Annotated in this window: 14 protein-coding genes and 1 tRNA gene; 8 read left to right on the top strand and 7 right to left on the bottom strand. The window is 60.4% G+C overall.

All coding sequences use genetic code 11. From position 1 onward, the window contains the following. Positions 1 to 34: 34 nt before the first annotated feature. Positions 35 to 427 (bottom strand): hypothetical protein, encoded by a 393-nt coding sequence (locus tag EN885_RS20350; RefSeq protein WP_126106355.1) that lies wholly within the window; start codon positions 425 to 427, stop codon positions 35 to 37. Between the two features lie 98 nt (positions 428 to 525). Between EN885_RS20350 and phaC the strand changes: the two genes are divergently transcribed. The 5 genes from phaC (at position 526) to EN885_RS33655 (ending at position 5,040) form a co-directional block, all read left to right on the top strand. After that, a complete protein-coding gene (phaC, locus tag EN885_RS20355) occupies positions 526 to 2,361 on the top strand; it encodes a class I poly(R)-hydroxyalkanoic acid synthase (RefSeq protein WP_128242724.1) in 1,836 nt (611 codons plus the stop codon). Positions 2,362 to 2,699: 338 nt separating this feature from the next. Beyond that, positions 2,700 to 3,821: a YcbK family protein gene (locus EN885_RS20360; RefSeq protein ID WP_245493118.1), complete on the top strand. Its 1,122-nt coding sequence runs from the start codon at positions 2,700 to 2,702 to the stop codon at positions 3,819 to 3,821. Positions 3,822 to 4,008: 187 nt separating this feature from the next. Then, a tRNA-Glu gene (locus EN885_RS20365) sits at positions 4,009 to 4,083 on the top strand. A 182-nt stretch (positions 4,084 to 4,265) separates the two neighbouring features. Beyond that, a complete protein-coding gene (locus tag EN885_RS20370; RefSeq protein ID WP_127294847.1) occupies positions 4,266 to 4,670 on the top strand; it encodes a hypothetical protein in 405 nt (134 codons plus the stop codon). Between the two features lie 37 nt (positions 4,671 to 4,707). After that, complete coding sequence (locus EN885_RS33655) at positions 4,708 to 5,040, top strand: hypothetical protein (protein ID WP_158302557.1); 333 nt, start codon at positions 4,708 to 4,710, stop codon at positions 5,038 to 5,040. Positions 5,041 to 5,521: 481 nt separating this feature from the next. On the opposite strand, the gene EN885_RS20375 is transcribed toward EN885_RS33655, so the two are convergent. Continuing rightward, a complete protein-coding gene (locus tag EN885_RS20375; protein ID WP_128242722.1) occupies positions 5,522 to 5,872 on the bottom strand; it encodes a hypothetical protein in 351 nt (116 codons plus the stop codon). 775 nt (positions 5,873 to 6,647) lie between these two features. Here EN885_RS20375 and EN885_RS20380 point away from each other — a divergent pair. Then, the gene (locus EN885_RS20380; protein WP_128242721.1) at positions 6,648 to 7,094 is read left to right on the top strand and encodes a hypothetical protein; all 447 of its coding nucleotides are present in this window, start codon (positions 6,648 to 6,650) and stop codon (positions 7,092 to 7,094) included. A gap of 28 nt (positions 7,095 to 7,122) precedes the next feature. On the opposite strand, the gene EN885_RS20385 is transcribed toward EN885_RS20380, so the two are convergent. The 5 genes from EN885_RS20385 to EN885_RS20410 all read right to left on the bottom strand — a co-directional run bounded on the left by EN885_RS20385 (position 7,123) and on the right by EN885_RS20410 (position 12,249). Then, positions 7,123 to 8,001 carry an ATP-dependent DNA ligase gene (locus EN885_RS20385; protein ID WP_128242720.1) on the bottom strand — a complete coding sequence of 293 codons (879 nt, stop codon included), beginning with the start codon at positions 7,999 to 8,001 and terminating at the stop codon, positions 7,123 to 7,125. Positions 8,002 to 8,690: 689 nt separating this feature from the next. After that, entirely contained in the window at positions 8,691 to 10,340 is a 1,650-nt protein-coding gene (locus EN885_RS20395; RefSeq protein WP_128335210.1) for a calcium-binding protein, read from the bottom strand. Between the two features lie 382 nt (positions 10,341 to 10,722). Further along, on the bottom strand, positions 10,723 to 10,920 hold the full coding sequence (locus EN885_RS20400) for a hypothetical protein (protein WP_128242718.1): 198 nt from the start codon (positions 10,918 to 10,920) through the stop codon (positions 10,723 to 10,725). 120 nt (positions 10,921 to 11,040) lie between these two features. Continuing rightward, positions 11,041 to 11,700, bottom strand: coding sequence for a DUF2161 family putative PD-(D/E)XK-type phosphodiesterase (locus EN885_RS20405; protein ID WP_128242717.1), 660 nt, complete (start codon positions 11,698 to 11,700; stop codon positions 11,041 to 11,043). Positions 11,701 to 11,769: 69 nt separating this feature from the next. Further along, positions 11,770 to 12,249 (bottom strand): hypothetical protein, encoded by a 480-nt coding sequence (locus EN885_RS20410; protein WP_128242716.1) that lies wholly within the window; start codon positions 12,247 to 12,249, stop codon positions 11,770 to 11,772. A gap of 181 nt (positions 12,250 to 12,430) precedes the next feature. Between EN885_RS20410 and EN885_RS20415 the strand changes: the two genes are divergently transcribed. Both EN885_RS20415 and EN885_RS20420 read left to right on the top strand, forming a co-directional pair. Continuing rightward, positions 12,431 to 13,378, top strand: coding sequence for a MurR/RpiR family transcriptional regulator (locus tag EN885_RS20415; protein WP_128242715.1), 948 nt, complete (start codon positions 12,431 to 12,433; stop codon positions 13,376 to 13,378). A 104-nt stretch (positions 13,379 to 13,482) separates the two neighbouring features. Then, complete coding sequence (locus tag EN885_RS20420; protein WP_128242714.1) at positions 13,483 to 14,799, top strand: ArgE/DapE family deacylase; 1,317 nt, start codon at positions 13,483 to 13,485, stop codon at positions 14,797 to 14,799. Positions 14,800 to 14,854 lie beyond the last annotated feature (55 nt).

Genomic DNA, 14,854 nt, shown 5'->3' on the forward strand with positions numbered 1-14,854 from the left:
TTCCAGAGGTGGTTTTCGGTCGCGCGATATAACCCTATTTGCAGGTAGGGTCGAGGGCGGGATCGCATTTGGCTTCGATCTGCTTCAGTGCATCGGCGCCGTGCTGCTTTGCCAGCGCGTTTAGCGTCGCCGGGTTCGTCACCCTGACAGCGCCGCCTTTCGAGCCTTGGGTCTGCTCGTCGGCCTTCAACTGGGCGAGCTTGGCGTTCTTTTCCGCGTCGGTGAACTGCTCCGCCGCCACCTTCGGCGGAATATTCAGGTTCGGATAGGTGCCGGTATCCTTCGGCCCGTCGGTAGCCGAGACCGGCGTGGCGCCTTCGATGTTGGTGCTCGAACAGCCGGCGATCGCCAGCAAAACGACCGCCGCGCCCATGCGGCAAAAACGACCAGTGCCAGAAAAACCGGTTTCGCCAATATTAATCGTCATATTGTTTCCTTAGGCAGCCGAGGTAGAGCGCATTGGACCCTGTCGGATGTCCCATGATAATATGTCAAGAAAACGCTTCGGGAGGAACCCCGCGAACCATGTCCAAAACACCCGATTCGGGCAAAGCGGAAGATGACCAGCCTTCGACCGTCGAGCAATATCTGGTGAAGGACCCGGAACGCTTCGCCTTGAACATGGCGCGCATGATCGAGCAGGCCGGCAAGGCGGCTTCCGCATGGGCCGAGCCGCGGGAAAAAGGCGACGTGCGCGATCATGTCGCCGAGCCGTTCGTCGACATGGTGAAAACCTTCTCCAAGCTCAGCGAATACTGGCTTTCCGACCCGCAGCGCGCGCTGGAGGCGCAGACGCGGCTGTTCTCCGGCTATATGACCGTCTGGGCCAACTCCATCCAGCGCATCAGCGCCGGCAGCGAAGATGCCGACGACGCGGTCAAGCCCGAGCGCGGCGACAAGCGTTTCCAAGACCCCGAATGGGGCCGCAACGCTTTCTTCGATTTTCTCAAGCAGGCTTATCTCGTCACCTCGCGCTGGGCGTCCGAGCTGGTCGAGCACGCCGATGGCCTGGACGAGCACACCCGCCACAAGGCCAGCTTCTACGTCAAGCAGGTGTCCAACGCCATCTCGCCGTCGAATTTCATCTTGACCAACCCGGAACTGTTTCGCGAGACCATCGCCTCGAATGGCGAAAACCTGGTCCGCGGCATGAAGATGCTGGCCGAGGACATTGCAGCCGGCAAGGGCGACCTGAAACTGAGGCAGGCCGATTATTCGCCCTTCGAGATCGGCAAGAACCTGGCCACGACACCCGGCAAGGTGGTGGGCCGCAGCGACGTCGCCGAGATCCTGCAATACGATCCGGCGACCGAGACCGTGCTCAAGCGGCCGCTGCTGATCTGCCCGCCATGGATCAACAAATTCTACATTCTCGATCTCAACCCGCAAAAATCCTTCATCCGCTGGGCGGTCGAGCAAGGCCACACCGTTTTCGTCATATCCTGGATCAATCCGGACGAGCGGCACGGCACCAAGAGCTGGGAGGCCTATATCCGAGAGGGCCTGCAATACGGTCTGGACACGATCGAGAAGGCCACCGGTGAAAAGGACGTCAACGCCGTCGGCTACTGCGTCGGCGGCACGCTTATGGCGGCGGCCCTGGCGCTGATGGCGCAGGAAGGCGACCACCGCATCAAATCGGCCACCTTCTTCACCACCCAGGTCGATTTCACCTATGCCGGCGACCTGAAAGTGTTCGTCGACGAGGAGCAGGTCGCGGCCGTCGAAAAGGCGATGAACGAGAAGGGCTATCTCGACGGCACCAAGATGGCGACGGCTTTCAACATGCTGCGCTCGGGCGACCTGATCTGGCCCTATGTCGTCAACAACTACATGCGCGGCAAGGATCCGCTGCCCTTCGACCTGCTCTACTGGAACGCCGATTCGACCCGCATGGGCGCGGCCAACCATTCCTTCTACCTGCGCAATTGCTATCTCGAGAACAGACTTTCGCAAGGCATGATGGAGCTGGCGGGCCGCGTTGTATCGCTGAAGGACGTCACCATCCCGGTCTATAACCTCGCCTCGAAGGAAGATCACATCGCGCCGGCGCTTTCGGTTTTCCTCGGCTCGAAATATTTCGGCGGAGAGGTCGACTACGTCATGGCCGGCTCCGGCCACATCGCCGGCGTCGTCAATCCGCCGGCGGCGCAGAAGTACCACTACTGGACCGGCGGCAAGCCGGCGGGCGACTTCGACCAGTGGATCGCCAACGCCACCGACCATCCCGGCTCCTGGTGGCCGCACTGGCAACGCTGGATCGAGGCCAGGGACAATACCCGCGTGCCGGCCCGCAAACCCGGCAAGCGCATGAAAACTCTGGGCGATGCGCCAGGCACCTATGTCAAGGTGCGTGTGTAACCTTCTGTAATGTGTGGTGAGTTGACGCGCCGGTAAAAGAGGACGAAATGGTGTCGTCAACCCTTAACTAGCCCCGATTCCTCTCTAGCCGTCGAAATACTCTGGGGCTTGCGGATTTGACACAGGTCTCGTTTCCGTTCGGGGACAAGGAATTATTTCGGCGAGACGTTGCGACGCCGCGCCAATGCCGTACCGGCCGGACATCGAGGGGGAATTTTGTTTTGAAATCAGCAGGATCGCGCCTCGCGAAGGGAGAACGCCGCGCCATTGCCGCCGCGCTTTTCTCCGTGCTCCTGGCGTCCTGCACCTCAGCCGGCGACCCGTCTCTGTCGGTCGGCATGCCGGGGTACAACGCCTCCGCTACGGACATCAGCACCGCCCCCGGCACCCAACAGGTCGCCGCCGATTCGTCGTCGCAGATCACGACTTCACAGATGACGATGACCGCCGAGGGCGATGCAAGCCTTCCCGAGCAGGTCGCTTATGTGCCGATGGCGAAGCCGGGCACCCAGGAGGGCGCCAAGTCCGATGCCGGCTTCCCGGTCACGGCTCCTGCGGGTGCCGAAGCGACTGCGGGCCAGACGCCGCAGCCACAGGAACAGTCCGCGAAGACGGTTGAGCAGGCCGATGCTGCTGCGCAGAAGACACAAACAGCCGATGCCGGCACGAAGTCCAAGGCCGAGGCCGCCGCGCCGGCGGTGAGCAATCCGGTCTATGTGACCGCCGGAGAGCCGCAACCGCAGGCCTATGCGCCGAAGAAGAAGGGGTTCCTCGCCTCTTTGTTCAGCGCCACACCCGCCTCGGCGGCACCTGCTCCGCAGGCCAACAACAGGTCGGGCGAGCAACCGGCGGCCACTCAGGCCAAGACGGAGGCGGCAAAGCCGACCATCACTTTGGCCTCGGCCAAATCGGCTGAAAAGCCGGTGCAACTGGCCTCGATCGGCGATACCAGCCATTTCACCGACGACGCGCTGCCCGGCGTGCGCAAGACCGCGCTCTTCGAGATCAAGCGCAAATCCGGCCTCGACGACGAGAGCGACGTCGATCTCAACGAGGATGAAGGCGGCGCCTATCAAGTGGCATCTGCTGCCGGCCTTGCCCGGCTGGCACCCAACGGCCTTTTGAAGCAAACCGAGAATGTCGACGTTGCCTGCCTGAAGCCTTCGCTGGTCCGCGTGCTGAAGACGATCGAGGGGCACTACGGCAAGAAGATGATCGTCACCTCCGGCTACCGCGACCCGGCCCGCAACCGCCGCGCCAACGGCGCCAAGAATTCGCTGCACATGTATTGCGCCGCCGCCGACATCCAGGTTCCAGGCGTCTCGAAAGCGCAACTGGCTAGCTATGTCCGCAACATGCCCGGGCGCGGCGGCGTCGGCACCTACTGCCATACCGAATCCGTTCACATCGACGTCGGCCCCGAGCGCGACTGGAACTGGCGCTGCCGCCGCCGGCGGTAAGCTGGTTCTTCCTCTCGTTTATGCAACATCCGCAGTGTCCGTCCGAGGACGGCATGCGATGGTGCGTGGAACCGGGCTAAATCGCCGAAAATGCGTGGTTTTGCGGCCACTGAAAAAAGTTGTCGCAGGCGGCGGCAGACGGGTTGCCGGTTTGGTGCAACGCAACTATAAGCGCTCACATCTGAGCGCGCCCATCGTCTAGCGGTCAGGACACCGCCCTTTCACGGCGGTAACAGGGGTTCGATTCCCCTTGGGCGTACCAGACAAATCAAGCACTTTAAGCCTCTTCGGCCCGATTTCATCGAATATCCACCGAATAAACCCCCGCGAATTTCAGCGAACAGATTCGGCGTGAGCCGGAATCCGCCTTGTTGCTTTCCAAGGGTTCCCTGCCACTATCGGCAGGTCCGCGCGACATGGCCGCGACATGGGAGGGGCACTCGAATGGCCGACTACCGGGAGATTTCGCAGGAGTATGCGAAGAGCGCTATCGGCGCAGCGATGTTGATCAATGCCGGCGCGTCGGTCGCCGTTCTAAGCCAAGTGGCCGAGCTCTATAAGCTTGACCTGCTGAGTTCCGTTGTCTGGTCAGTCATGGCTTGGACCGTCGGCGTGGTCCTGGCAGCCCTCGCCTGGCCGACCGCCTTTCTGTCTTCGAGATTTGTGGACAAAAGCGAGAGAGACCAAGGCATGGAGCGAGCTTACCTAGAGGTATCAAATCGGTGGATGGCCGTTGGCCTAATCTTGGTCTTTGCCTCTATTCTTTGCTTCGCAGGAGGTGCGGCCTACATGGTGGCCCAATCTTCGTTTATATCGGAACATCCGCCGATTCCGGCCGCCTCGCCGTGAAAAAAGCCCGCGACCGTGAGGAAGCGCAAGCGCGCCGATGACAACCCGACCCGCCAACAGAAGATGGCCACAGGATATCGGTTTTTTCTTTTCGATAGCCTGCTTTTCGGCCGGCGTGGTGTGTACCTTTGTCCTCCGGAATCATGACGAGCCTTCTGACTCAAGCGTGGTTTGCACGATATTCCTGCTCATCATGGTCTTTTTTACCCGCTACGGTCGGGCCAAATTCGAGGACCATTTCAGGGGTTTCAAAGAGGCCGGCTGGACGGAGGAGATGATCATCCAGGTTGGGCGCGCTCAAGCAGCGATCGCTGGAATTGTTTCACTGGTCTGCTTGATGACCATAGTCAAAAATTACCTCGTTCAGTAAGGCTTCTTCGGCCCGGCCTCTCGGAACTCGAATGCTGCTGGACCCATGGCAATGGGTTTTCCGTAGAGATTGGAAAGAATTTCCTGCCTGGCACATATTTGAAAAGCCCGCCACCTGAGGCAGCGGGCATTCCGATCAGACTTCGCGGAATAATGGTGGACCTGAGACGTTGTCGATAGAGAACACCCTACCAAAGGAGGTTATCGATATGCGCCTTTTCGTCCTGTTTTCGGTATTACTTTTGACTGCCTGCATGACAGCACCACGCGGCGCGGCTCCACCCGCACCGCCAACCGCGTCTACATCGAGCGGGAGCAATAGTGGCAGTGCCGGCGGTACTGGCGGTGGCGGCTACTAAAGACGCGAGCGACACTCAGTTTTGGAAATCGCAGAGAACGTTAATCGCGACGAACTGACCGCCCCAGCAAAAAAAGCCCGCCACCACCGGAGGCAGCGGGCTGTGGCCCTCATTTGAGCGTGATTAGATCCAGCGGTCCCGGCGCTGGCCGCCAGCCAGAAGAATAAGGCCCAACAGCAAGCCTACAGCCGCGCCCAGCATGAAGGCTGACGATACCGTGCCAGGATTTTCTTGAACGACACCGGAAGCAGTAGACGCCCTATTGCGAAGTGCTTGCGTTGTCCGAGACACGCTATCGGCCGCGCCCTCATACCAACCAGTGGCTTCCTCGACCACCTCTTCAGCGCGCTCCGCGAGCGTCCGATTGATCTTGTTGATCTCGCGCTTCAGCTGCGCAACTTGCTTCTCCAAGGCTTCCTGAGCTTCGCGCTGCGTCTCCGTCGGTGTTGCGGCTTCGTTTGGGTCGTCGGCCATTGTGATCTCCCCTTTTGGTGGGGCTCAACGGACGCCGCGGCGTAAGGTTCCCCATCGAAAAAAACCCGCCACCGTGAGACAGCGGGCTAAATCTTCTGCAAATTTGCGATAGATCAAATTATCTGGGGATCGTCCCATGTCGCATGCCGCGGATGGCGCCGCGGTTCATCGAACACACGGCCAAGGATGCGGAAGCAGGATTTATCTCTGTTCATTATTCTGTGTGAAGTCGCCATCCCGCCTATAAGCAACTTCTCGTCTTCGCTCCCTTTGGTCACAAAACGAATCTCGGCCGGCGTTGGGGGTATATCAGCTCATTGCATGAGGATTGCCGCTCGCCCACATCGCGACGACAATGCAGCCGAGGAAAGCGAAACAGACGGCAGCGCGTAGGTCTTCCGCGATCACGGAAGTTACATGAGTCGCCAAGGTCGGTACTTTCCAATGGCGGACCCCAATCCGCCCGGCCGGCGCCCTACAGGCAATCTACCCCAACGCCCCCCACAGTGGCGCCGGCCACTTTCAGCCCCTCGTTCGAGAGTTGGCTTCCAATCGCGATTGCGCGCCCGCTGCTGGCCTTCGTAAATTCATGTGAAGAACACCTGCCGGCGGTCACGGCCGGCAGCCTTGCAGTTTGAGCAGACAAAGAGCCCGGCTAGGTCGTCATGCATCGAGCCCTGGTCACGGCCGAGCCTGTCAATCAGCGCCTGGATGTCGAAGCGCTATGATTAGCTCTCACTAATATGCTATACGCAAATGGTGAGGGGCTAGTTCCATGAGACAGCTAGGACACATTGCATTGGCGTGGCTTGTGTTGCCCGGCGATGCAGATGCCCATGATTGGTATACGGGCAAGATTGATCCCGTTCTTTACTATGACTGCTGCGGAAACAAGGATTGCCACCCGATCGATTCCAACGACGTCAGGATGACTAAAGACGGCTATTTCGTCAGGCTGCCGCGCCCCGCTTACTTGAATGAAACCCAGGAAGCGGAGTTGTTTATCCCCAGAGAGCGTGTCCAGACCTCGCCTGATGATCGATACCATATATGCGAACGACTAATGACGTTCTATCGAACGATCATTCCCCGTATGGAGTTCGAGGCCTATCGCAGATTCAGATGGACGTGCTTCTTCGCGCCCAGGGGCACAAGTTCAATCCCGCCGGATGAGATCTACTCCCGGCTTTTGGATTTCAAACTTACCCACGACCCATATTAGAGATGGCTTGAATTTTGTGCTAGCAGGATCATGAATTCCGGCATTTGTCATCGTCCCAGAAATCCTGCAGCGAAGCGTGCCTTAGGTCTTCCTCGCCGCGCAAGTGCTTCACCCGGGCTTTGATCCCCGGCTTAACCCACTGTGTTGCCGGCCGCTTTGGCATATCTTTGGGCGGTGGCCCGGCATGTTCCTGGACGCGCTGCCACAGCCGCTCCCGCATCTCGCGATTGACGCTGACAGAGGCGCTGCCGACATATTTCCGGGTGCCTGGCTCGGCCATCAGGGCGAATGCCGGCTTTCCAGCCTCACGCTCGACGCCGAGCAGCTCGAATTCCCCGACGGTGTAGCATTTTGTCTTCAGCCAGTTGGTCGAAGGGCCGCTGCGATACTTGCTGTCTCGACGCTTGGACACCATTCCCTCAAGGCCGGCCTGGTCGATCAGGTGATAGATCGCATTGGCGTCGCCCGGAAGCGCCTGGCTGAACTGGATGTGGATGTTTGGCGGGATGATGCCGGCAAGGATGTCGCGGCGCTCTTGCAACGCCATGTCGCGCAGGTCGTGCCCGTTGAGGTGCAGCAGATCAAAGGCAACAAAATAAAGATTGTGCTGGCGCCGCGTGATGGCCTTGCGCAAAGCTGCGAAGTCCGACAGGCCGGCATCATTGAGCACGATGATCTCACCGTCGATGATGGCGCTGTCCGCATCGAGCGACTTCGATGCGGCGGCCAGGTCGTGGTATTTCGCCGTCCAGTCCAAGCCACGGCGAGTGAAAATGCGCGTTCCGCTTTCGTCAATGATCATTTGCGACCGGTAGCCGTCGAACTTGAGCTCATGTAGCCACACGCCGCTTTCGGGAGGCTTCTCCACCAAAGTCGGCATTAGTGGCGGGACAAACATCAAACGCATGCATTGACTCGCAAAGCTGCGATTCAATTAGCATGCGCTTAATTAGTTCCCATTTTAACGAATCGTTGACCGCGCCGTCCCAGAATAGGACGGCGCGGTCAAACCCAACCGGATTGCGCAGGCGGCTCCGGCAATTCAGCACCCCGCCTCACTGTCGGAGCCGCTTCCACACTCCTCTAAATACCAGCAACGGTTGAATCAACTGTTACCGCACGTGCTTTCCAGTGCGCTTTCCCAGTCGTTAGACTTTGATGGAACAGGGCCTCGCCTTCACGGTTGACGCTGAGACAGTCCATCTCTGCGAAGGAAGCATGAACGGCCAAGATAACATCTGCAACGCCCGGGCCGCCCTCAAACTGGTCCGTATGGCGATTGAACAGACCTGCCCCGCTGGCGTGTTGCCTAGCGAGGAAGCTGTTATGGTCCCGAGCCGATCCACGAGGGCGAAGCGCTTGCCAAAGCCTCATTGAGACGGTCGAGAGACCAACCCGATGAATGCGCACATGATCGAGAAGACACCATGTCTCATGAGTTGCAGAGTACTTGCCCGCTACGCCAGCATACCCTGTATTTCGCCGCTGGATGTCCGGGAGTTGCTCGATGGCCGGCACGAGAGCGGCCCGGCCAATGTTCTTCGAGGTGAACAAAGGCCGGGCCTGGTCTAATTTACGGTGCGTAGCTCCGTCAGATCACAGCGAATGATGCTGCCATGGGAAATGGCTGGCGAGCTGCGTTTGAGCTGCGTCTCCCGTCCCGTCGCTGTCCAAGGAGAGCGACCCGGTTGAACTGTCGTAGCTGACATGGTCGGAACGCTCATGCGCAGCCGTGCCGGCAGACAGAGCGTCGGATGAAACCCCTCCCGACTTGAGCCCGTCAAAGAAGGCCTGGTCGAAGTGAGGCTTGTCCTGCAGCTTCTCCTGGAGCTTTTCCTGAAGCCAGCTGAAGTCGAAGGCGTCGTGGCCTCCGCGGCCGGACATGATCTCGGCGGCGCCACCCTTGCTGGCGTTGGCGCCGACATTTTCATCGCCCTGGACAGTGTGGGCGAACCCGTTGCCGGCCGTTTTGTCGTGTGAACCGGCGAGAGACTCCGAACCGCCAGAAAGGGCGGCCAACACCCGATCGACACTGCTGCCTGCCTTGTCGCCGGCGACATGGGAGGTGTCGTTGCCGTCATCGCCGGTGGTGACGTCGGAAGGGACAGCCGCAGTGGAGCTGCTGTCGCTCGTGGTGGTGTCGGAAGCGGCGGTCACAGTAGAGCTGTCGTCGCTGATGGTGGCGTCGGAAGCGGCGGCCGCAGTGGAGCTGTCGTCGCTGATGGTGGCGTCGGAAGCGGCGGCCGCAGTGGAGCTGTCGTCGCTGATGGTGGCGTCGGAAGTAGAGCTGCTGTCGCTGGTATGGGAGTCAGAAGGGACAGCCGCAGTGGAGCTGCCGTCGCTCGTGGTGGTGTCGGAAGCGGCGGCCGCAGTAGAGCCGTCGCTCGTGGTGGCGTCGGAAGCGGCGGCCGCAATAGTGCTGTCGTCGCTGATGGTGGCGTCGGCAGGGACAGTCACGGTAGAGCTGTCGCCGCTCGTGGTGGCGTCGGAAGCGGCGGTACCAGTGGTGCTGAGATTGTGTTCCCGGAAAACAGCCTGCAGCTCCGGTGAGCTCTCGAGCGCGGTATCGCCTTCCTGTGAACCCCAGGCGTAGGCAAAGTCAAAGGCGGGATTGGGAACCAGCTTGCCCCAGTGGTCCATCATCGTCTCCAGCTGATCCGCCGTGGGCATGACGTATTTGCCGTCGGTATCGGTCATGTAGTTGCCGCCGCCAAACGTCTGGTAGACCGGAACGATCTGGCTGGTCGGGATGCCCGACTCCACTGCTGCAGCCACGGTTCTGTCGATCATGTCGTAGTCGACCGTGTCTGTGCCCGTGCGCACCGGATAAGGATCTATTCCGAACAGATCGATATGCGTGTTGTCATAGTTGTAGGTGTTGGAAAAATCCGGCTCGGCAGACGATCCCATGTTCATCGCGGTGATGAAGGTCTTGGCTTCTGGCATACGAGAGTGGATCCAGTCGGATTCGGCTTTCAGATCCTCAGCGTCTACCTGTGTGTGGTATTGGCCGGTGGGATCCGGCTCGTCGACGAGAAAAAACCCGAAAACCTTCGGATTGCCAAGGAAGGGGGTGACTTTGTCGATAAAGGACTGGGTCACGCCCTCGCCCTCGTTGAGCCAGACCATAGCCTTCGTGCCATCCGGCAGCTCGTTGACCTGGTCAAGGTATTGAACGTCGACCAGATTGAAACCGGCGCTTGCGACTTCTGTGGCGGACCCACCTGCTGCGAAATGAAGTGCCATTTATAATCCTTTTTTTCTTAGCGCCCCGCGGTGCCTGCCTACTAGACGGCATATATTAGCGCCAAATCAAATACCCGCACCCCTCTGATAGAATTTTTGAGATTTTTGATATTGCATCGAGTGTCGCAGGCCGGATTTCACCGCGCAAAGTGCGCGCTCCTGCCAAAAGTCGATTTCCTGGAAACAATCCGTAGACAGTCTTGATAAACTACAAAAATATTCCTTTTTTGTTCCTAGGCGGTACCGATCCGTTCGACGCGCTTGGTAACGCAAATATCAACATTTGTTGTTTCTGACTGCTGCAATCACTGTCTCCTGCTGCCGCATCTGCTCGATTTTTGCGCTCTGGCAGGCAGTCACAATGAGGCGACGCTGGCCGCCCTCATAGCCAGGTTGGACTATTTGTTTGAACAATCTTGCCCGGGGCGATCGCAGTTTGCGATATCTCGCTGGCGACGGTGCCCATTGCCGCGTTTGAGTTCGACGCACTCATCTTGTCGTATTTCGCGGCATCAACGGGTGTGGTGTGCACAAGGGCGATGCGCAACCCGGAGGAGGCTGTCACGTTACGCAGGTGCAACAATGCCTTCCACGGCCAGCGACAAACCGTTCCAGCCCACGCCGAATCTGATCGTTGCCAAGTCGGGACAGGTTTCCCCCTGCCCGCGGCAAGCCGCTCAAACGACTCGGCGCCGCCTCGTCATGGAGCTGGTTGGGGCCAGCGCTGCAACGCAGCACGGCCAACGTCCGTAAGCGCATACACCCCGCGCTCGGCCCTGGCGAACCAGCCATAGACATTGTGAAGCAGGATATTGGCGGCGCGCGGTGAAATGGGTTTCAGGTCGCGCGGGCGCTTCGGGCCGTCGACCATGGCAGCGGCGCAGGCCAGCGCATCCTGCCGATAAGCGGTCATTATCGGCGTTCGAGAGCCGCCGCCGACCACAGGGTCGCCGCGTCGGCGGCGATGCTCGTCCACCAGGCGCGATCTTCGCCTCGGATCTCGCCTGGGCGGCAAGGCGGCCGGGCTGAGCAGCAATTCAACGTTGCCGGCGGAACCAACCCCCAGAAGGCCGAAACCGAGCCGCCGGCAGAGTGCGCGGAACCGGCGATCGTGCTCGCGGCCTTTGCCTCGACTTGACATGCGCGCCGCGAGCCAAACCTCGTCGCATGACGCGGCACGGTCGACACCTTGAAGTATGAGCTCGAGGTTGAATTGCAGTTTCAATTCACAGATGACGACCACGGGCGGCTCGCCGTCACGCAGTCCCACGACATCGCAGCCGCCAACTTCGCCTTTGACGGTGAATTCCAGACTCTCAAGAAACCGCTTCACCGGGATATAAAGAGACGTCTCCTGCATGCCGGAGCCATAGCCGATTCGGGCGGGGCTGGCACAGGGCGCCCTAACGCCAGCACCGCCCCGGCCTATTTATGATTTCGATGGCCGTAGCACACGGGGGCTGATTGCGTCGAATACCTGCTGGGCGTCGAAGGCGCTGATGTTGTTCGGACCAGTCAAATTGCCGACCTTGATCATCACGTCCTGACCAGGCTTGATGACCTGATATGTGGCGCCGGGTGTGGAGGTCGAATAAGCAGTGTTGCCGATGACGTTCGTTTGCATCATCCCCGGAGTCTGACCGAACTCCTGCCGACTGGCGTCTTGGCCGCCTAGGATGACAAAATGCGTGTGGCCGCTCTGCAGTGTGGTCTCAGCGGCCTTCAGAAGGACGTAGTCCTGCACAGCGGTAGAATCGGTATAACCGTTCCCGCGCGCGGAAATTCGATACACATCTCCGCCGATCGGAGCGGCACTGACGCCGCCTGTAAATCCCATTTCCTGATAAGGCGTCTGGCAACCCGCCAGCGCCAGCGCGAGCGCGCCAGCGATCAAAAATCGGTACTTCATCCCCCGAGCCCCTCCCCAAGGCCTTACCCCAATAGCGATCTAACGATCATTCTCGGCAATTCACAAGCCTACCCGTTTTGGAGGCTCTCAACCTTTGTAGAAACCATTCCAAAAATTGACATCGAAACCAGAATTTGTAATTTCTCTATCATCGGCTGAACACGGGAAAGGGAGAGGTCCGGTGTCGATCCGCGAAGAGTTGGCGCATACCACCCTGGCCCTCACATCCGCCGAAGCCAAGATCGTGCAGGTCCTCCTTGCCGACTATCCGATGTCCGGCCTCGGGACTGCCTCGCGCCTGGCAAAGGCAGCAGGTGTCAGCGACCCGACGGTCATGCGCCTCATGGTCAAGCTGGGCTATGGCGGCTTTGCCGCCTTCCAGGCCAAGCTTCTGGCGGAAATCGAATCCCGCCTGCACTCTCCTCTGCTGATGATGGAGGCGAAGCGGCCCGCCAATTCGAGCGAAGGCACTGTCAACGACTACTTCCATTCGGTTTCCGACAGCCTGGAGCGAACGCGCACGGCGGTTCCTTCGCAGAGCTACGGCCGCGCCGCCAGGATGCTGCTCGACTGCAAGGGCCAGGTCGTGCTGCTCGGCGGACGCTTCAGCCGCCACATCGCCTCGATGCTCGCCGGCTATCTCGTGCAGTTCCGCCCCGGCGTGCACGATATCGGCGCGCTGGCGCCAACGGATTTCGACCTGCTGATCGATCTCGGCAAGCGCGACCTGCTCGTCGTTTTCGACTATCGCCGCTACCAGTCGGACGTGGTGAGCTTCGCCCGCCAGGCGCGCGAGCGGGGCATGGGCATCCTGCTCTTCACCGATCCATGGCTGTCGCCGGTCTCCGAACACGCCGACCTGACGCTGATCGCGGCGATAGAGGCCAACTCGCCGTTCGACACGCTGGCGACCGCCGTCGTCCAGATGGAGACCGTGTTTGCCCATGCGCTGGAGAGCGAAGGCCAGACGGTGCGCAAGCGCATAGAGGACATCGAAGGGATCCGCCGCGCCAACGGCGTGACGCTCGACGCCTCGGATTTCACCGGCCCAGGTGACCGCAGGACAGCCGCCGGGGACCCGGCAAAGTGGGCAGCGCCGTTCGTCAGGGGCAAACCCAAATCGACATGACCAGGGCCGGCATTATCGGCGCAGCATTGGGCGGCTGATTGGTCCGCTACCCGCAACGCCAAGAGACAATCACGAACGCCGCAGAGGCACGAAAGGACATCGATATGCTGGACAGGGATGCGGCCGTCGCCGCCGCGCAAGCCGAGATCGACAAGGATCGCGACTGGGTGATCGGACTGGCCAGCGACATGGTGCGGATTCCTTCGGTGAATCCCAAATTCGAGGCCAAACAAGGCCTGAACCGCGAGGCCGACGTGCAGGCGCTGCTGGAGCCAATCCTCAAGGCGGACGGTTTTGCGACCGAACAATGGGACGCGTTGCCGGGGCGGCCCAATCTGGTCGGCGAATGGGCCGGCGACGAGGAACGCAGCCTGATCCTGTGCGGCCATATCGATGTCGTACCGGTCGGTGAAATGAAGAACTGGTCTGTCGATCCATTTGGCGGCGATATCACCGACGGGCGTCTCTATGGCCGCGGCGCTGTCGACATGAAGGGCGGCGTGGCGGCTTGCATTGCGGCCGCGCACGCCATCCGCAAGGCCGGCATCAGGCTGCAGGGCCGGCTGGCGATCCACACTGTGGTCGACGAGGAGGCCGGCGGCTTCGGCGCCATGGACGCGGTCGCTAGGGGCAAGCTCGCCAAGGCGGTGCTGGTCGCCGAACCGACCTGGGGCGATGTCCTGCCGGTCGAGGGCGGGCTCGAATGGGCGCGGGTGACGATCCGCGGCCGCAACGCGCATTCGGCGCTCCGCTACAATGAAATCTATCCGCAGCGCCACAACAAGGATCGGCTGGAGCCCGGCGTCAACGCCATCGAGATCGCGGCGCGTTTCATCGCCGCCGTGCGCCAATACGAGCTCGACCGCACGCGGGCCAGATCGCATCCGCTGCTGCCGCTCGGCATGAACACGATCAACATCGGGGTGATGCAGGGCGGCACCGGACTTGGCGAGAACGGCCTGCCGACGGTGATGACCAACCCGGCGATCATTCCGGACGTCGCGGTTCTCGATCTCGATATGAAATTCCTGCCTGATGAGAATTCAGCCGATTATCGCCGCGATTTCGAGACTTTCGTGCATCATTTCGCCGCCACCGACGCCTGGCTGCGTGAAAACCCGCCGACCATCCAGTGGGAGCTAGGCGGCCTGTACTTCCCGCCGATGAACACCTCGCCGGATCATCCGCTGGTCCGGTCGCTCGTCGCCAACAAGGCGCGCATCGGCAAAAAGCCTGAGGTGAAGGGCTTCGTCGCCGTATGCGACGCCGCGCACTATGCCGGCGCCGGCGTCGACGGCGTCATCTTCGGTCCGTCCGGCGACGGTTTTCATGGCGCCGACGAATATGTCGAGATCGACTCGGTGGTGGAGACCGCCAAGGTCATCGCCGCCTCCGTCATCGACTGGTGCGGCGTCCGCTAGACTCGAGCTGGTTAAGGTGTGTTGAGATTCAGGTCAGGCCGAGTCGAAAATGGTG

This window comes from Mesorhizobium sp. M6A.T.Cr.TU.014.01.1.1 (genome assembly GCF_004022765.1).
In the GTDB taxonomy this organism is placed as follows: domain Bacteria; phylum Pseudomonadota; class Alphaproteobacteria; order Rhizobiales; family Rhizobiaceae; genus Mesorhizobium; species Mesorhizobium mediterraneum.